Here is a 19,150-nt window from a genome sequence, read left to right on the forward strand (position 1 = left end):
CTTTTACATATCGACAAAATACCTAAAAAAAGTACAAGTGTTATATTTTCTTTTTGATTACAGGGGGAGATTTGTCGTGTTTGATACGATTCGATTGAAAGCTTGGAGAAAGATAAGAAGGGCAAGCGACGTTCTCAAAATGAGGTGCGTGAATTGAAATCCGCTGTCCTCGTGTTATAATAAGGGCAGAAACAGCGTAAACTGCAAAGAGAGCCGTGCGCTAACACGACTCCCCTAGCAATAGCCGCTTTTAAGGGCGGCGGCTTACAGGTTAGGCCTCAAGAATAGACCGTATCCTTACCCAGGGCGGTCTATTTCTTTTTGAGGTAATTGAGCAGAGCCAGAATGAACATGCCGAACATGAACATAAGGGACAATGCTTGATAGACCTCCATGGCATCACCTTCCTTCCGGGAGATTAGCCGACCGCCCATATTAGCCTTTCTATTGCTCTTGCGATTATAGCACAATCACGCACCTTTCAGGAATATACTCTCATTAGTACACCTTGCTTCAACTGACGTGAGATCCCTATGAATGCTATCGATAAACAACATCTAACTGTCCGCAGCCAAAGGTTGTGTTTCGTCCAATATGCAAGATACGCACTGCGTTTAGCCAAGGTGTAAAAGCATTCAATTCTCCTTCGAAAGTCATAGCCCCCAGCATCCCGCTCCAATCAACCGACTCACTTTTGCGATTTGAATATCTGTGCATCTCATTGAGATATAGCCCAGAAGAGGTTTCTTTCACCTCCGTCGCCAAACTCACCAAATTCACAGCCAGATCCCTATTAACGAACCCGCCATAACGCTCGGTCAGCGTCTCTATTCTCCGAATTCCGCCTCGTATAATCGTTGGAAAATCAATATGGCGCACCAGTTCTCCGCCTCTTCGAATCCGAACAGGGGTCAAAAGATGGATTGAACACCACTGGGCAAGCTCCCTGGCTGCAACAGAATGAATATTGACAGGAGTTATAGAATTCAGATGATTATGATCTTTTTGCCATATGGGAGAAAGGTGTTCAGCGTGGAGAATATCCATCAATTTGAAGCTTCTTCGTTCGGCCCCCACCTTAAATGTATTTGTTTTTGCGAGCGCAGTTACCATTCTCTCTGCATAGTTTATAGCATGTCCAAACAACACAAGCTTGAAGGACAGCTCATCTCCGGGATGATAAACACTTCGCGGTCTCGGCGGTTCGAGCATATAGGGGTTCACAATATCCTGCTTTGCTCCACCCAAACGGCGATTCTCGAACAAGTAAGTATAAGTCTCCCTATTACTCTGCAACGCCCACCCCACAACACCATGAAGAGTTGAACCAAGAAAAGCGGGTAATCTGGCCGTCTCCAGACAAGTTAGGCGGACAAGCAAAGGCAGGTATTCCAAGGAAAAAATAGGGTGTCGTTGATCCATACGTTTCTCCAAATCTATAGATTATTTGATATATAGCATGATAAACAGCTAAAAAGGTTTAGTTCTCAATCCACGCACCTATGTAAGGTGCGACATGGACCTGCTCGGCGTAAACATCCAAGACGCTGCGGATTTCAATCCACGCACCTATGTAAGGTGCGACTCTGTCAAAAGAGGATCGAGACCCACCAAATCAATATTTCAATCCACGCACCTATGTAAGGTGCGACGATAATCGCCAATCCGAACGCTTCATGTCGTCAACAAATTTCAATCCACGCACCTATGTAAGGTGCGACCTTGAAGAAATGGTTGGTTACACGATGTTCAGACGATTTCAATCCACGCACCTATGTAAGGTGCGACAAATTAGTGCATTCCCATCCGTAAAGGTTGTCAGCATTTCAATCCACGCACCTATGTAAGGTGCGACATGACATACCAGGCTATAATGTCGCTGCCTTCGGATTTCAATCCACGCACCTATGTAAGGTGCGACGTAAAACTTGTCAACGTAACGAAGTCATTGGCAGAGATTTCAATCCACGCACCTATGTAAGGTGCGACGCTGTGTTCCAGCGCTTCAATTTCCGCCCGCCGATTTCAATCCACGCACCTATGTAAGGTGCGACTGCCAGTGCGACTTTTTCCTGTTCCCATCTCCATATTTCAATCCACGCACCTATGTAAGGTGCGACGCAATCTATGACGTCTGGTAGTCGTTTCCCCCGCAATTTCAATCCACGCACCTATGTAAGGTGCGACTCTGAGCAAGATTACGAATCTCAACTAGCCGAGAAATTTCAATCCACGCACCTATGTAAGGTGCGACCCTTGCCATTTACGCTCCCGGTCGGCAAGCATGATCTATTTCAATCCACGCACCTATGTAAGGTGCGACCCAGTATCAGTGATCCAAGGCTTTCAGAATTAAAATTTCAATCCACGCACCTATGTAAGGTGCGACGTTGCTCAGTGTGATTGACATGATACCGGACGATATTTCAATCCACGCACCTATGTAAGGTGCGACGGTTCATGTGCGTTCCCCCTTTTTCTCAAAAGTATTTCAATCCACGCACCTATGTAAGGTGCGACTTTGATTACGTTCATTTTTAATCTTCCAATGATTTATTTCAATCCACGCACCTATGTAAGGTGCGACGGCAGCTACAACCGCCATGGATGGTGCGATCCGGCAATTTCAATCCACGCACCTATGTAAGGTGCGACAAGGTTAGGCGGCAGGTGAACACCTGATGGCCGGATTTCAATCCACGCACCTATGTAAGGTGCGACGTTGAGTTCTTCTTTCATGCTATCCTCTGGCTTATTATTTCAATCCACGCACCTATGTAAGGTGCGACGGTGGAGCTCACGGCACTGGTCAGCGTCGAAATATTTCAATCCACGCACCTATGTAAGGTGCGACAACGTCAACGGCGAATCTTAGATTCCGCGTTAACGATTTCAATCCACGCACCTATGTAAGGTGCGACAATAAGCCGGAGATACTGGATGAGGACGGAAGGAATTTCAATCCACGCACCTATGTAAGGTGCGACGGCCGAGGGGGCTAATGGCATCATTGCGGTTAGTAATTTCAATCCACGCACCTATGTAAGGTGCGACGTAAGGCTCATGGCCTTAAAATGCATGATGCAGCAATTTCAATCCACGCACCTATGTAAGGTGCGACTCCGATTTTTAACATAATAAGGGTATTGTGCTGCCTAATTAGCCATTCATAGCCTTATTTTAATTAAAAACGGCTCAAAAAAAATTCTATATTTTTACATATAGAGAAATGAAAGTAACTTATTTTGGTGCGAATCTCCCAGGAAAATCATGTTCGCTTGGGGTTCGCACCAAAATGATTTTCACAATACAGTTACCCTAATTATTGTTTTATTTTTCTAAAATTGCAACCACAAGTGCAATACCATTTTTCTTCCACTCGTTCTTCCAGCAATGCTGCTGTCTATCTCGCACATCAATTACAATATCAGATACCTTTATCTGGGAAACACAATGTCATACGCCCCTCCTTTCAATCCTAGCAGGGCGTAGCTCATATTCTCATTATTGTAATTCCTATGATCTATTTAGAGTTTAAAGGGTGGTATTTCGGGCTCAAAACGAAAATCAGTGCTTGTCATGTGGACGATGAGGCGCTGCGGGTTCGTAGGGTTCTTCCGATCGCTGCCCCTCATGGATTTTCCTGATTCAATAAATTGTTATAAGGTTGAAATCCACTCGCAAAGGCGATCAAGCATAGGCTTTCGATGTAGCTTTCTTTCAGAAAGCTTTAAGTTTCTCCAATATCCCTACGACCCTCCGCCCTATACATCCCTGTTAGCAAGCACTGATTTTTAGATTGAGCCGTATTTTTCCGTTTTTCAAAGGAACCCCTTCCCACTGCTTATGCTAAAATAAACCTATCCTTACCTACTACGAACACCCGGAGGACAGGCTATGATTTCAAGAACGAAGGACCACGAGGAACAGGATGTGATGCCTACGGTTCAAGCCATTGTTGATGCGCTTGCTCAAGGAGACTTGGATCGCATCCCCGCCCTTGTGGATGATATGGGCAGTTATACACCTGAATGGCTACAGCAAATGAGAGAGCATATTGTGGAGGAGACCGGGGGAATTGATGTCTATGGTGTGCCTTGCACCTTCCGTCCCAACTACGAGTATAAGCAGTTGCAGTTCTACCCTTTTACCGACGGTTCGGGTATGGCTTGCGAATATGCGCTTACCGTGAACGGGGATTTGAACGATTGGACGTTGCTGCTGCGTTTCTATTACGAAGGGGATTCAATCAGAGTCGAGTTCGAAGACTTGCATATACAATGAAGATGTTATGCAGTTAGCAAAAGGCGCTGCAAATCCGCAGCGCCCCTCCTGCCTTAGTAAAAGCATCAATCTACCAGACTGTACCTCCCGGCTTGCCCCAGCTCCAGCGTGACCATAGCGGAATCAAAGATGATCTCATAGAGCACCAACGCCTCCCCGCCCAGTTCTATTACTTCATGGTAGCCGGGGATTTTCTGATTAAATAGCTCTGCTACTTCGGCCACAGTTCGGCGGCTTCTCCGCACCTTCCCTTTCGCCTTAATATGCTGAGTTCCCTCATGGGGAACCGTGGTAAAGGCCACGTTAGGGTTTTCTTCCATTTCTTTGACCTTGGAATTGTGGGCGAAGCTGGTAAACATAAGCACCTTGACGTCTTTGTCATAGTAAAAATTTACAATTCTTACGTTAGGCTGGTCATGGATCGACGTCGCCAAAGCAAGCTCGGTCTGGATGTCCATCATACGCATAAATTCTTGTTCGGTGTTCATACCTGCTATTCCTCTCCTTTATTAGCGTTCTCAGTTGTAGTATAGTATTGAATGGTGTCAATAAGTGAAACCTTTTAATCAGAAAGAGGAACCCGGATGAGAAAGTCAGAACGTATTCATGATATGCTGATCTACCTCAATGATAAGAAGTCCTTCCAGCTTAAACAGATCATGGAGAGATACGCTATTTCCAAAAGCACCGCCCTTCGCGACATAGGGGCCTTAGAAGAAATCGGCATGCCTATTTATTCCAGACCCGGACGCAATGGACATTATGGCATTCTCCCCAACCGCCTGTTGTCGCCCATTGTGTTCACCGTAGATGAGGTGCAGGCCATGTATTTTTCCATGCAAACATTAAGTGCTTATCAATCCACGCCCTTTCACTTGAGTGTCGCCACCTTGAAGCAGAAGTTCGAGGGATGTATTTCCGAAGAACGGAAGAAAAGTCTGCGCAAGATGGAATTGATCTTCAGCTTGAGCAGCTACCAAAGCAACAATGAATGCCAATACCTGGACCAAATTCTCTACATGGCTATCGAGGAAAAGGTGTGCAAGGTTCGTTATACCAAAGGGGATACCCGCAAACGTTATTACGTGCAGTTCTTTGCTATTACCTCCGCCTATGGGCAGTGGTATGCGACAGCTTACAACTTCCAGACGCAGAGGCCGCTAGTCTTCCGCTGTGATAAAATCCAGACCGTGGAGTCATCTGATCAATATACGGCCAAGCCGCTTGCCGATTTTCTTGGGGATTCCAGAGCGATGTATCGTGAACCGGATGCCACTCACTTTAAGGTTGAAGTGTCTGCGAAGGGGGTAGACCAGTTCCATAAGGAGCATTATCCGTCCATGGAGTTACACCATGAGCAGGGGAAATACATCATACGAGGATTTTACAACAAGGGAGAAGAGCGGTTTATCGCCAGCTATTTCCTGGCTTACGGGGAAGCCCTGACCTCAGTCCAGCCTGCCAGCTTGAAGAAGTTGATGCTTGAGCGATTAGCTGCCCTCAGCAACCGTCTCCAAACTATATAAAAAAGGCAAAAAAGAGAGCGCCAACTTCGCGTTCTCTTTTTCAATTTACCTGGGCACTACTTTTCTCTCTTAGACGCAGCCATTTATCATTTCTGAATACCAAACTCATGGATCAGCTTTACTTGTCTTGATTCATCCTTAGATAAATCGCCATACACCTGATACACCTTAATGGTCAATTCATCGTCATTAAATTCATAGACAGCGAAGTTTTGTTGGGAGGAATCTCTGTCATTAGAATGAGATTTTTTGAATTTTTCACTCTTTTGCGGCTGACTGCCAAAGGCAAACAATGAATTATAATGATCCAGATTCTCTTGAGTAAGCCAGCTCAGCTTAGGTCTGACTTGCTTGATATGCTCCAAAGACTTGCCGTAGATATCGTCATATGCCTTGGTTCCGCCCGTGTTTGGCAAAATAAAGACCGTGCCCTGCGGATTTTCGTAATATTCTACCTGATCGGCCCCGGTGATGATGTTCGCATAATCGATCTTGGCATTCGCAAAGCTCTCGGACTTAGGTGCATATTTCAATGATTTCGTGACCGACAGCACATGATCATGTCCTTGCATGGCCACATCAATGTCCAGATCATCGATCAGCTTCATAAAATCTTCTCTGACATTTTGCACATCTTCATCGGATAAGGAATGATACGACTTGGAGAACAAGGGTTTGTGGTATTGCAGCACAACCCATTTTGCGCCATTCTTCCTGGCCTGCTCTACGTCCTTTCTAATCCAATCCAATTGTTCCTTGCCAAGCGCCTTCTTGTCTTCATTTTTATAATCATTGGTGTTAGCGACAACGAAATGAACACCGTTATAGTCGTAGGAATAATAAGAGCCTCCATCGATTTTCCCCTGCGCTGCCGGCACATTAAAGTGATTGTTGAAGGCTTCCGGGAAATTCTCACCCGTATTCAGACCATATTCATCGTGATTGCCAGAGGCAGGAGCCAAGGGTCCCATTAGCAAAGATTTTTGCGATTGTTTAAACAAATCAACCCATTCATCCTCCACCTCGGCAACCTCAACAACATCACCCGTATGAACCACAAAGCTGGCATCCTTTGCCGTTTCCAGCGCCTTTTGCAATGTGCTGGCTCCATAGGCTGCTTCATTTCTCGCATGCTCGTTCCAATACGCATTTTGTGTATCCGTATATTGGATGAACTTGAAAGCATCCCCGGACGAGCCGGAGGTCTTGAACTGACCTACTGCGCTTTTTTGCCCTTTATCCGAACCCACCTGATAGTAATATTGGGTATTTGGCTTTAATCCTGTTGCCAACGCTTTGTAGGAGACTTCCTTCACCTTCTGCACTCCTACTTTGTAGGAAAGGCCTGTATCTTTGCCAAGCTCATCGCTGGGATTGAAGCTTTTTCCTGCCTTGCCTTCATCCGTAAAGTAGCCTACGATCGATTGCTTCTTATTTTCATCCGTTTTTACCTTGGCAAAGATCAGAAATCCGCTTTTGTCCCGCTCTATGTAATGAGATTCCACGACTTTAGCCGTAGCTTTGAAAGAGACTGGTTCAGCCATCGTATTCGATTCGCTTACCCAGACATAAGCATCTTGAACCGGGTCGGAGGTGTACCAGTTGAAGCCCATCTGCGTCCGTGTATCCCCATTAAAGGTAGCTACAATACGATTGGGGGCATTATTCTTGACGTGGGCAGCTACTTCCGGCTTGCTTACACTGGAGCTTGAAGCGGCTAAGCCAATCGAGGTCAATTTGCCAATTCCATCCGGCCGATGCAGCTTGGCGTTTTCCTCCAGCACATTGGGAACGGACTTGTTGGCTGCCGCTTCCTGCGCATAGGCATTCCCGACAGACACTGGAGCAATCAGCATTGCACCTAACAATAAGCCTGCTATTATGGTTTTGACCTTCTTCATAGTCATTATCCCATGTCTCCTTCACAAAGATATTTTTTCTTCATTTAATCATGCCTATTGCCATATTAGGTGCTAAGTATTAGAGCAAAACAACATATATGTTAAAACCATGAAAATATTGTAAAGAAAAGAGTATCGTTTATCTTGATACCGCAGTGATGGGATTTATTACGTCACAAACAAAAGGTGCGTCTTCCAGGGAAGTTTTGTTCCCTTGGGAGTCGCACCTCGCAATAAATAGAGAGTTTATTTTAGCCTAAATTCATGGAGATATATTTGGTTTCCAGGAACTCGTCCAGGCCCCAGTATCCGCCTTCGCGGCCTAGTCCGCTTTCTTTCATCCCGCCGAACGGGGCTTGGGCTGTGGCCGGGAAGCCGTCGTTCAGACCGATGATGCCATAATCCAGGGCTTCGCTCAGGCGGAAGGCTTCTGTCAACTGCTGGGAGAATACATACGCGGCCAAGCCATAGGGAGTGTCATTTGCCTTTTGGACGACTTCCTCCAACGTGTCATAGGTCGAGATCGGCGCAACGGGCCCAAAAGTCTCTTCGTTCATGCATAGCATATTCTCTTGAACGTCTACTAACAGCGTTGGAGCTACAAAATACCCCTGCTCCGGCAAGGTCTGCCTGGTGCGAATCACCTTGGCTCCCTGAGCCTCCGCATCCGCGATATGGCGTTCAACCTTTTCCTTGCCTTGCTTATTAATCAGCGCGCCGATAGTCACGCCCTCCTCCAGGCCGTTGCCTACCTTAAGACCTTCCAGCGCAGCCGTAAGCTTGCTAACAAACGCTTCCTTCACGGTGCTATGCACATAAACGCGGTTTGGACACACGCAGGTCTGTCCCGCATTTCTGAACTTGACACCGATAAAATGCTGCACCGCCAAATCCAGATCGGCAGACGGCGTCACAATAAAAGGCGCGTGGCCGCCAAGCTCCAGCGATATGTTCTTGACCGTGGCTGCGGCATTAGCCATCAGCAGCTTGCCGACCCGGGTTGATCCGGTAAAAGAAACCTTGCGCACCCGCGTATCATCCATCCAGAGCTTGCCGATTTGCTCGGGATCACCCGTGATCACGTTCAGCACCCCTGCCGGGATGCCCGCTTGCTCCGCCAGCTCGGCTAACAGATAAGCCGTTAGCGGCGTAAGCTCACTAGGCTTGATGACCACCGTACAGCCAGCGGCAATCGCCGGGCTGATCTTGCGCGTAATCATCGCCGCCGGGAAATTCCAAGGGGTGATGGCTGCCACCACGCCTACCGGCTGCTTGATGGTGATAATCCGCTTGTCCGGATGCGAAGCCGGCACCGTATCTCCGTAGACCCGCTTGCCCTCTTCCGCAAACCATTGTACAAAGCTGTTCGCGTAAGTGACCTCGCCCAGCGCTTCCGGATACGGCTTGCCTTGCTCCTCCGTCATCGTGCGGGCAATCTGCTCCTTATGCTCTTCAATCAGCGCATACCATTTGAGCATCAGCACCGCCCGCTCCTGTGCGGTGCGTGCTTTCCAGGCTGGCAGCGCCGCTGCGGCGGCATCCACCGCAGCCGTTACCTGTGTCGCGCTGGCTAGCGGAGCATCGGCGATTTTCTCCAGCGTCGCCGGATTGAACACGTCGATATGCTGCTCCGTCTCCAGCCACTGACCGCCTATAAATAGCTTGCCTGCTTGATTTTGCATGGACTCTCGCTCCTTCTAGAGGTTGTTCAATTCAAAAAGTCGACTTCCCAAAGCGAAGCAGTTCGAGGATTAGATTCGACATCGAGTCTTGAATTCAGCTGGGCCTAGCGTAGGCTCCTATAAACCCGACTTTTTGAACTCTCACTTTTAATCGCAAATATCTTGAGCCTGGTCAGAATCCTCCGTCAGCTTCATTTCACATAAACTTCCAGCATATAGGGCTGCTTCCGGCTTTTCGCCAACGCTCGCTCCAGCGCAGGAGCCAATGCTTCCCTGTCTTGTACCGTCTCCCCTGCAACACCGAAGGCTTCGGCCAGCTTCATCATATGGACTGCCCCCGCCAGCTCCAGAGAAGGAATCACCTTATGTCCCAGCGGCTCGCCCATCGCCTGAAGTCCTTGCTTCAAGACGCGGTAGGCTTCATTCTGTACGATGAGAAACAGCACCGGAATATCATAAGTCACCGCGCTATATAAAATCTGCGGATAATACAAGAAGGTCCCGTCGCCCACGGCACAGACCACCGTACGCTCAGGGTCGGCCAACTTGATGCCAAGCGCCTGACCGACGCCATGCCCAAGTCCGCCCCCCTTGCCAGCGGTATATTGCTGCGGCTCCCACAGGTGCATGTACTGAATGAAGGCCCCGGCATTGGAGACCGCTTCATTAACCAGCGTGAATCGTCCCGCAGGCAATGTCGCCAACTGACGATTCAGCTCAGCAGCCAGCACCGAAGCCGTAATACGCTCGACCTCCCAGTCTTGCTCCAACTGCACTTGCAAGCTCTGCCGCCTGCGTGCAGCGGCTTCCTCTGTTTTGCTCCTTCTTTCCCGCACCACTTGCTGCAAGGCATCGGTCAACAAACCGGACGTTGCCTCAACAAGCTGCTGCAGCAAGCCATGAACCGAGCCCTGCAAGCCGTAGGCAAGGCCTGGATTCTTGGCGATTTCCCAGGCGTCCTGCTGGATATAGAACACCGGCTTCCGATCGTCGACCAGAAATCCCTGCCCATCGGACAACGCTGCTGGCAATTGGACCGTTGTACCGACCATCACCAGAGCATCACATTCCGCATATACCTGCCTGATTACGCCCGCATTCATGGGGAATGTGCCTAAATATTGCGGATGCGCCGAATCAATATTTTGCCGCGTTGGCATACCTTCCGCCATCACCGGCGCTCCTAGCAGTTCTGCCCATTCCTGCAAAAGACCAACCGCCTGCTGATCTCCGACCTGGTCCCCGCTGATCAGCAAGATGCGCTCATGGCTCAATAATTTTTCCAGAAACAGCTTCACCGCTGATCCAGATACAGAAACGGCCTGCTCGAACAACTCCGGCTTTCCAATACGTGCCTCGGTTGGCGTTAATGAAAGATTATACGGAGCAGACAAGAATACGGGGCCCTTCGGCTCCGTCATCGCTACCTTAAAGGCACGCTGCATGGCCACAGGATATTCGGCCATATTGCGAATTTCATGCGCCCACTTCGTCATGCTCTCAACCTGCTTCACGTGATCCCCCGCCAGAATCGGCTCTCCCAGCAGCCACTCACTGTGATGCTGCCCGGCGATGATCACCAGCGGGATACCTGCCCGGTAGGCGTTGTAGATATTCCCCATGGCGTTCGCCAATCCGGGGGCCACATGCACGATAGCCACCCCTGGCTTGCGGGATTGCCGGGCATAGCCCATCGCCATGGATACCGCATTCGCCTCATGCAAGGCGGAGATATATTCAATATGTCCGTACTGCTCGGCACCGTCGATGAAAGGCAGCTCCGAGGTCCCCGGATTCCCAAATACATAAGGAATATCATATGCCGTCAGCATATCGAACAAGAGATCGCGACCCAGTCTTACCGATGCTTCCGATGTTTGCTTATTCATGCTTGAGCCCTCCCTTAGAGGTATTTCAAAAAGTTATCTTCTAATCACGAAGCAACTCAAGAAGTCAATTCGACATCGATCTTGAATTCACCCGGGCCTTCCGATGCTCACGTACCCACTACGTACGCCCCGCTTCTCTGTCCCTAACTTCATTCAACCTTCTCGGTGCTGAAAACCTGACTTTTTGAACAAATAATAAAATCTGAACCTTTTCAGACGGGGAGTATTTACTTTAATGTAAATCCATGCTCCGTCAAAAATGGGGCCAAATCACGGCGAAAATCATTTCCTCGCGCCATGCGTCTGGCCGTATGCTCGATCCAGCCGTAATGCTCCGGCTCCACTTCCGGGGTGACTCCGGGAATATGAATGCGCCGCCCCTCATAAATGCCCGTATTCGCCATCTTGGCATCATAGGCCTGAATTCCCTCTTCCAGCACAGCCGTCGAATATTCCTCACGATGCACGATCACCTGCTGCGGCAAGCGCGGCTTCACCTTGGTATCGCGGGCAGGATAACCTACCGCCAGTCCCACGGTTGCATAGCATAATGGAGGCAGCTTCAGCAGCTTGGCCACTTCACGGGCCTTGTTCCGAATAGCTCCTACCATGCAGCAGCCGAGTCCCAGCGATTCCGCAGCCGTTGAAGCATTTTGCACAGCCAGCATGCTATCGAAGCTGGAAACCAGCAGCAGCTCCAAATAATCCGAATTGAACGGATAGCCCTGACGATCTGTCACATATTTATGCCGGGAAGCATCCGCGCAAAAGACCAGGAACACCGAGGACTCCCCAATAAATGCCTGATTGTCGCATAGCTGCATCAACTGCGCTTTACGCTCCTGATCCTCAATGACAATAACGCTCCAGGATTGAAAATTCGAGGAATTCGGGGCACTTTGCGCTGCGGTCAGCATCGTCTCAATGACTCCTTCTTCCAAGGGGCGGCCCGGCTCGAAGCTGCGGACCGATTTATGGCGAACCAATTGATCAATCACTGGATTACGCAGTCCTTCATATGGCGTGATGCCATCGATTTCGTAACGATCTCCACTCATTTAATGATCCGCCCCTTCTAAAAACGCAGGATTCAGCACTTTTTTCATAAACACAGTCATATGTCCCCGTCCCAGCGCTTTCTTATGCATAATCTCATAGCCGCGGCGCTCATACATCTCAATCAACCACGGGTGCTCCTCAGCCGTGCCGAGAGACACCGCAGGGGATCTTAATGTATCACGGACAAAGCTTTCCTCCGCCCAGGTAATCATCTCACGACCAATGCCTTTGCGGCCCACATCGGGGTCCGTCGCGAACCACCAGACATGCGGCAATCCAAACGGTCCAGGTTGCTGACCCCAGGGCAGGCGGACGGAGATCGTCGAGATGATCTTGCCGTCTTCCTCCATCACCAGACAAATATTGTTGCGAATATTCTTCTCCACGGTAGCCAAATCGGCCGTGGCTGCGGCAAAATTAATCCCCAGCTCTCGAATGGAGGCGTATGCTTTGTGCGATAGGACTTGAATTTCCGCTGCATCCTGGACTGTTGCAATTCTAAATTTCGTCGTCATGTTACTGGTCCTCTCTCCATTCCACGCCAACAAAAGCAACTCGGTCCCCGGCGTCTACCGGCGGGTTTTTGCGACTGGCGATAATATAAGTGTCTTCTTCGGCCAGTACCTCTTGCACCACCGAGAACATGTCAATGATGGAGCAAATGCGCTCGCCTTTTCGCACGATGCTGCCGCTTGGCGCTTGCTGAATCACCAGCCCGCCTCGATCCGCATAAATGAATTTACGCTTTGTCAATGTCTTGGTCTGCGTATGCACCGGCGGCTCAGGCGCTTCCACCCACATGCCAAGCTCGTGCAACACAGCCCAGATGCCCCGCTGGCCATAGTCCACCATATCCTGCTGAATCTGGCCACCTGATCCAAGCTCCGTCATAAAGGCCGGAATCCCATGCATCAGGCACTGAACGTCCAGGAAACCAGCGACGTTGCCCGGAAGCTCATTCAAGCTGCCGTTCAAATCCACACAGCAATGTACGGAGCCGCCAAAAGCACGAGCCATCCGCTCACCTTGCTCGCTAGCCCCGACTTGATCACCTGGCACTTTTTTATAAACGGTATAAGGCAAGGCATCATAAGGAGTCCCCAAGGAATGAAAATCAATCAGGTGCGTCGCATAAGTCTTGATTTTCTCGAAAAGATAATACGGCAAGCGCTGGGACAAGGTTCCCTTCGGGTTGCCGGGAAATTGCATGTCCATATCCAGCTCGTCCTGAGGGGTGTTCTTCCGCCGGGCTTGCCAGGCGTAAGGGTTGGAGACCGGCGTAGCAATGACAGCTCCCTTGAGCTTGGCCGGATCCAGCTGCGGGAAAATCTCCCGAATGGCCATTGGACCGTTCAACTCATCGCCATGGATGGCGCCGTTCAGCCAGAGTACCGGACCTTCCTCCACGCCGTTAACGATCATAACCGGCATTTCTACCGTTGCCCAGTTGGACAGCTCTCCTACCTTGACATAGCCGCTAACCGATTGGCCGGGCTCCGCAATTAGATGATCCCATTGTATGTTCATTGCGCATCCTCCGTTAAATAGCCTGTTTGTCTTGCTGCTGCCAATACGCGATCGACGGTTTGCGGGGCGCTGCCCAGATAGGTGGACGGGTCCATAATCTCTTCCAGCTGCTCTCTTGTAAATACAGCGGTAACCCGGCCATCGCCCATCAACACATCGCGGAATGGAATATTCTTCTCTACGCTCTCCATACATAATTCATATACCACTTCATGAGCCGTTTGCTTGCCAAGCGGCCCGGCCAACACGAACATCACGCGTTCGGACAGCAGCAAGCCTCCAAGTGCATTCAGGTTGCGCAGCATATGGTCCGGCTTCACAATCAAGCCTGCTAATATGTTCTTCATGGAAGCGAGCTGCGCTGACACATAGATGCAGTTCTCCGGAATGGCAACCCACTCACCACGCCAGGACATGGCATCCCGTTCATGCTCCACGATCATGCACTCCTGAGCCAAAGCAACATTATAGCGGACCGGCTTCACCAGGCTGGCCACACCCTCAAGCGCAGCAGGATTCCGCTTGTGTGGCATGGTGGTCGAGCCAATTTTCCCGGAGGTGAATGGCTCTTCCAGCTCATCGATTTCCGTGCGCATCAAGTTGTAGAACTCATTTGCCAGCTTGCCTAATGTGGCAGAGATCATGCCGACAGTTCCGGCATATTCCGCCGAGCGGTCACGGGACGAATGCCAGCAAATGTTCGCCGTGTTAAGGCCCAGCTTGTCCATCGTCCTCCGCTCGATCTCCGGTCCTTGCTCACCGAAGGAAGCATGCGTCCCCACGCCCCCGCCAAGCACACCTGTAAATACTCTGGCTTCGGCTTCCTTCAACCGGTCCAGGTGACGGATAATTTCATCCAGCACAACCGCCATTTTAAAACCGAAAGTCGTAGGCAACCCTTGCATCCCATGCGAGCGTCCGGCGATCGGGGTACTCTTGTAGGTTTCGGCTAATTTGGCCAACTCTGCCGCCACAGCCTTGGTATCCCGCACCAAGATATGATGGGCTTCCTTCAATTGCAGGATGAAGCCGGTATCGACGATATCCTGAGTCGTGGCCCCATAATGGACCCACTCGCCATGTTCTGGACCTGCGAGCTCTTGCAGGCGCTTGATAGTTGGGATCAGGGAATGCTTCACCTTCAGCACTTCATTCGCAATGGCCTGAATATCCATGTTCTCGACCTTAGCGGCATCGGCAATGGCCCGAGCTGCCTCGGCAGGGATCAGACCAAACTCCGCTTCGGCCAAAGCCAAGGCCGCTTCGACGTCCAGATGCTTCTGCAATCGGTTCTCGTCGTTCCATACCTCGCGCATTTCCGCTGTTCCAAAATTGTTCTGCATCATGATCATATCTATGACATGTGATGGCATAATTGTAGTTCCTCCCCTATTGTAGTCGGTGTTCCCATGGTGTATGGGCTAATTTCGTGGCGCAGTTCACGGTCATTCAAGCTGAACAATCAGCAGTTGTTGATGAACGGCGCTGCTTATAGGTGCGTGTTCAAAACGTCGGGTTTACAGGACCGAAGCTTAGGCTTTCGATGTGCGTTTTTTTAAAACGCCTTGAGCCTCGATGAAGCTAGGTACGCAAGTAGCGGAGCTACACGTTTTCGGAGAAAACGACTTCGGAAGCATGGGTACGTGAGCAACTCATATGTTTCTATAAGAAACATACTACGAAAGCCTACGCTAGCCCCGGCTGAATTCAAGATTCGATGTCGAACCTACTCCTCGAATAGCTTCGTCCTGGGAAGACGACTTTTTGAACTGCCTCTATAGGTCAATTATTAATCAGCAGCCGATGAGCCGGCCATCCTTAATAGCGCGTAATTCCTAAATCAGCAATTGATGCTCCAGCTTTCCTATAGATCAAGCCATAAATCAGCTGCTCGTGCGAGCTTGTCTAGCTGCCGTATCCGCTGGAATGCTTCGTTCTCATTTTGAACATATCCCTCTGCCGCAAGCTTGAACTTGTAGGCCATCTCCTCCGGTGTCAGCGGCTTGCCAGGTGAGCCGTTCGGTACGTCGCAGCGGGCCGAAGCCGTTGTCCCGTCCCGCTTTGTCACCTCAACGATGGTGAATCTCCCCTTTGGCATCGCTTCAGGAGATGCCAGAATGTCGGATCGGTATTCCCGATGAGACCGCCCAATCAACTGCAATATGGCTTCGTCTACAGGCTGTTGTTCCTCAAAATCTTGCAGGGACAGCTCCGAACGTGTCAGCTTCAGAGCGGCAATATACTCAGCGCTAAAGCGGCCTTCCATCCCGTTTCGGGGCTGACGGATGACTAAGGCAGCATCCCCGCCTGGCGGATAAATCAGCTTGACGCTCTGAATATCCTCGGGAGCATAACGATGCTGCTCCCAGAGGCTATTCGCTGCCTCAATGGCATGATATGAGGCTGAGCAGCATGGGTACTTCTTGAACCACAGACCTGGGGCCTCAAGCCGCCAAGGCTTGCCCCAGCCGGATGTGTCCAAGGCTTCGCCTTCCCGGCCGTGGCGATACATACGCAGGAAGCCTTGCTTTCCCTGCAGCACCTCCTCGGCACCTTCCACGCCCTCCGCCGCCATTCTGGCTGCGAGCACTCCGGCTCGCGCAGCCAGTCCCGCATGCAGCGGCTTGACCGGGGTGCCGAAGTGGGCGCGCAAGCCTCCCGCCTGCGTTGCCGCCAGCCCGATGGCATGCTGTAGCTGCCTTGTGGTCAGCCCCCGCATGCGCCCGACGGCAATCGCGGCGCTGATACCTCCCACGGTGGAGGTGGTGTGCCAGCCTTGCTCATAATGGGCAGCGCCCAACAAGCGTCCTAGCTGACACATCGTCTCCATCCCGATGAGGTAGCCTTCCATCAGGGCCAGACCCGGGCTGGCCCCCTGCTCGGCTTCCGCCATCAAGGCGGAGAGCAGCACCGCGCTGGGATGACCCCTCACATCCTCATGGGCATCATCATAATCAAGCGCATGAGCCAAATACCCGTTGATCAAAGCCGCATCCAACGCTGAAACGCGCTCGCTTCTACCGACAACTGTACAAGGGAAGGGCTGGAGGAATGATTGGCTTGATGTTGGTGTTGGAGTTGGTGTTGGAGTTGGTGTTGGAGTTGAAGTTACAGAAGCTGATAGAGATGCAGCCTCACCATTCCCCGCATTCAAAACCCCATAACCTAGTGACCGCAAAAGCTGCTCAGCCACCGGGTCCTGTCTAGCCGCCAAAGTCGAAGAAAGCCAGTCCGTGATTCCGTCATAAATTTTATCCTTTAGCCCACTTGTCCATAGAACAGGAGCGTTCGCGGCAAATTCGGCGACTTGCATTGTCCACCCTTCCGCATACGCTTGATGAGCCATTCCCCCGCCTCCTTTGGCCTAAGTCTCACGCTGCTTGCAAAATGCGATAGTTTAACTACACATTTTCCAGACGCTTGATTCTTCCCTAGCTACTTAGCTGCCTAGCTACCTTGACTACTACTTTTATTACTTTACTGCCTTAACCACTTTGTTCCCTTGACTACCTTACTGGCTTGATTACGTTGCTACATTGCTGCCTTGATTACTTTACTCCCTTCAACCAGCTAGCCTTTACGCCAACTTCTCCAGCGCCAGCAAAGCCGTCTCCGCAAACAATGCCGCACTCACCTCAATGGCTCCCTCATTCAGCGTGAACTTGGGATGGTGCCACTGCTCCGTACCACTGGTTCCCATCCAGAGGAAGTTACCCGGTACAAGCTCCTGATACAAAGCGAAATCCTCGCCGCCCATCGTTGGTTCGGCTTCAACTACGGTTAGCTGCTGCAAGGCAGCCGCCTCGGCCACAAGCTCTACCAGTGCCGCATCATTCTGTACCGCGGACAACATCCCATGCCAGATCAGCTTCGCAGTTGCTCCGAATCCGTTGGCTACCTGCTCCACTACCCGGCGCATCTGCTCGGGAATCGCCGCTCTCGCTTCCGGTTCAAAGGTACGGACCGTCCCTTCCATCTGAGCCGTATCCGGGATCACGTTCCAGGTTGTACCGGACTCCAGTCGAGTCACGCTGACCACGGCAGAGTGGCGTGGGCTGGCATTCCGGCTGATTACAGTCTGCAAGGCTGAAACAATCGCAGAGCTAACCACAATCGGGTCCACCGTTGCATTGGGAATCCCGGCATGGCCTCCCTTTCCGTATACCTCGATCTCAAAGCGGTCCACGGAAGCCATCAGCGGACCGGGCTTCAGGCCAATCGTACCCACCGGCAACTCCGGCTTGTTGTGCATACCAAAAATCGCCTGCACACCATCCAGCACCTTGGCTTCAATGACCGCCTTGGCACCAACTGCGATTTCCTCCGCAGGCTGGAACAAAATGCGAACCGTCCCCGCGATATCCTCACGTCTGGCCTGCAGCAGGGTAGCTGCGCCAATCATCGATGTGGTGTGAAAATCATGTCCACAGGCGTGCATCTTGCCGTCTACCTTCGATTTATAATCCACATCTGCTTCCTCAAAGATAGGCAGAGCATCGATATCCGCACGCAGCATAATGACCGGCCCCGGCTTGTCACCTTTAATCTCGGCAAGCACGCCTGTCGGCAGCGGGAAAGGCAACAAGGTCACCCCCGCTTGCTCCAGCCAGCTGCGGATTTTCTTCGTCGTTTCGAACTCCTCATTCGAGAGTTCCGGATACTGATGCAGTTCCCGCCGCATCGCTGACCAGGTTTCACTGTGCTTGGCCGCCTCTTGCTTCAACCACTCGCTTCTGCTCATGTTTGTTTGATCCTTCCTTTCTTGGTTATACCTCTATATCTATTTATCCATTTTTGGATAATAGTCCTTATCTACTTTTAATGCGGGCTTGATCACCTGCTCTTCCTGATCGGAGGGCAGGAGCGACCGGCAACTTAACAGCTTCTTGCCATCTACCTGAATCAGACAGGCCCCGCAGAAGCCACGCTTGCAGCTATGCTCATAGAAGGCAAAGCTCGGGTCCAACTCATCCGCGATGAAACGCAAGGCGTCCATATGGGTCATGCCTTCCTCATAGGGAATTTCATAGCAGGCTGTATAGGGCTCTGCATCGGCGTATTCTCTTCTCTCGACATACAGTCGTTTATTTGTTAGCCTTGTCTCCGGCATGCGTTCACCCCCTGTTCGAGTAGTTCAATTGAAATACTCCAAGCAACATGTGGATTCTCTAAAATTCGTAATGTGGGAATGAGCGGTATCTGCTGAGTCTCATGGAGTTCCTTGGGTTCCTTGGATTCCTTAGGTTCCTTGGGTTCATGGAGCTCATAGAGTTCCTTTAGAG

At 50.7% G+C, this 19,150-nt stretch carries 15 protein-coding genes and 1 CRISPR repeat array; of the genes, 2 read left to right on the plus strand and 13 right to left on the minus strand.

What is annotated here, in order from left to right; genetic code table 11:
* Positions 1-311 precede the first annotated feature (311 nt).
* Both C557_RS25565 and cas6 read right to left on the minus strand, forming a co-directional pair.
* A complete protein-coding gene (locus C557_RS25565; protein ID WP_018751187.1) occupies positions 312-434 on the minus strand; it encodes a putative holin-like toxin in 123 nt (40 codons plus the stop codon).
* A gap of 106 nt (positions 435-540) precedes the next feature.
* Positions 541-1,266: a CRISPR system precrRNA processing endoribonuclease RAMP protein Cas6 gene (cas6, locus tag C557_RS0107295; RefSeq protein WP_240472934.1), complete on the minus strand. Its 726-nt coding sequence runs from the start codon at positions 1,264-1,266 to the stop codon at positions 541-543.
* Between the two features lie 218 nt (positions 1,267-1,484).
* A CRISPR array of direct repeats spans positions 1,485-3,121; the repeat unit is 32 nt; unit sequence ATTTCAATCCACGCACCTATGTAAGGTGCGAC.
* Positions 3,122-3,897: 776 nt separating this feature from the next.
* On the opposite strand from cas6, the gene C557_RS0107300 reads away from it, so the two are divergent.
* Positions 3,898-4,284, plus strand: coding sequence for a DUF7668 domain-containing protein (locus tag C557_RS0107300; RefSeq protein ID WP_018751189.1), 387 nt, complete (start codon positions 3,898-3,900; stop codon positions 4,282-4,284).
* 65 nt (positions 4,285-4,349) lie between these two features.
* Here the strand turns inward: C557_RS0107300 and C557_RS0107305 are convergent, their stop codons facing one another.
* Entirely contained in the window at positions 4,350-4,772 is a 423-nt protein-coding gene (locus C557_RS0107305) for a pyridoxamine 5'-phosphate oxidase family protein (RefSeq protein WP_018751190.1), read from the minus strand.
* Positions 4,773-4,868: 96 nt separating this feature from the next.
* Between C557_RS0107305 and C557_RS0107310 the strand changes: the two genes are divergently transcribed.
* A complete protein-coding gene (locus tag C557_RS0107310; protein ID WP_018751191.1) occupies positions 4,869-5,810 on the plus strand; it encodes a helix-turn-helix transcriptional regulator in 942 nt (313 codons plus the stop codon).
* An 86-nt stretch (positions 5,811-5,896) separates the two neighbouring features.
* On the opposite strand, the gene C557_RS0107315 is transcribed toward C557_RS0107310, so the two are convergent.
* The 10 genes from C557_RS0107315 to C557_RS0107360 all read right to left on the minus strand — a co-directional run bounded on the left by C557_RS0107315 (position 5,897) and on the right by C557_RS0107360 (position 18,978).
* Complete coding sequence (locus tag C557_RS0107315) at positions 5,897-7,717, minus strand: purple acid phosphatase family protein (protein ID WP_018751192.1); 1,821 nt, start codon at positions 7,715-7,717, stop codon at positions 5,897-5,899.
* A gap of 245 nt (positions 7,718-7,962) precedes the next feature.
* A complete protein-coding gene (locus C557_RS0107320) occupies positions 7,963-9,393 on the minus strand; it encodes an NAD-dependent succinate-semialdehyde dehydrogenase (RefSeq protein ID WP_018751193.1) in 1,431 nt (476 codons plus the stop codon).
* Positions 9,394-9,584: 191 nt separating this feature from the next.
* Positions 9,585-11,282, minus strand: a complete 1,698-nt coding sequence (locus tag C557_RS0107325) for a thiamine pyrophosphate-binding protein (RefSeq protein WP_018751194.1) — start codon at positions 11,280-11,282, stop codon at positions 9,585-9,587.
* A 227-nt stretch (positions 11,283-11,509) separates the two neighbouring features.
* On the minus strand, positions 11,510-12,340 hold the full coding sequence (locus tag C557_RS0107330; RefSeq protein ID WP_018751195.1) for an NADPH-dependent oxidoreductase: 831 nt from the start codon (positions 12,338-12,340) through the stop codon (positions 11,510-11,512).
* Positions 12,341-12,856 carry a GNAT family N-acetyltransferase gene (locus C557_RS0107335; RefSeq protein WP_018751196.1) on the minus strand — a complete coding sequence of 172 codons (516 nt, stop codon included), beginning with the start codon at positions 12,854-12,856 and terminating at the stop codon, positions 12,341-12,343.
* Between the two features lies 1 nt (position 12,857).
* Positions 12,858-13,868, minus strand: a complete 1,011-nt coding sequence (locus C557_RS0107340) for a M14 family metallopeptidase (RefSeq protein ID WP_018751197.1) — start codon at positions 13,866-13,868, stop codon at positions 12,858-12,860.
* A complete protein-coding gene (gene purB / locus C557_RS0107345; RefSeq protein WP_018751198.1) occupies positions 13,865-15,241 on the minus strand; it encodes an adenylosuccinate lyase in 1,377 nt (458 codons plus the stop codon). Before purB ends, C557_RS0107340 begins: the two co-directional genes overlap by 4 nt.
* Before the next feature lie 491 nt (positions 15,242-15,732).
* Positions 15,733-17,214: an MmgE/PrpD family protein gene (locus tag C557_RS23150; protein ID WP_154656178.1), complete on the minus strand. Its 1,482-nt coding sequence runs from the start codon at positions 17,212-17,214 to the stop codon at positions 15,733-15,735.
* Between the two features lie 231 nt (positions 17,215-17,445).
* Positions 17,446-18,609, minus strand: a complete 1,164-nt coding sequence (locus C557_RS0107355; RefSeq protein ID WP_018751201.1) for an amidohydrolase — start codon at positions 18,607-18,609, stop codon at positions 17,446-17,448.
* A gap of 39 nt (positions 18,610-18,648) precedes the next feature.
* Positions 18,649-18,978 carry a 2Fe-2S iron-sulfur cluster-binding protein gene (locus C557_RS0107360; protein ID WP_018751202.1) on the minus strand — a complete coding sequence of 110 codons (330 nt, stop codon included), beginning with the start codon at positions 18,976-18,978 and terminating at the stop codon, positions 18,649-18,651.
* Positions 18,979-19,150 lie beyond the last annotated feature (172 nt).

The sequence above is a fragment of the Paenibacillus sanguinis 2301083 = DSM 16941 genome (genome assembly GCF_000374825.1).
Classification (GTDB): Bacteria; Bacillota; Bacilli; order Paenibacillales; family Paenibacillaceae; genus Fontibacillus; species Fontibacillus sanguinis.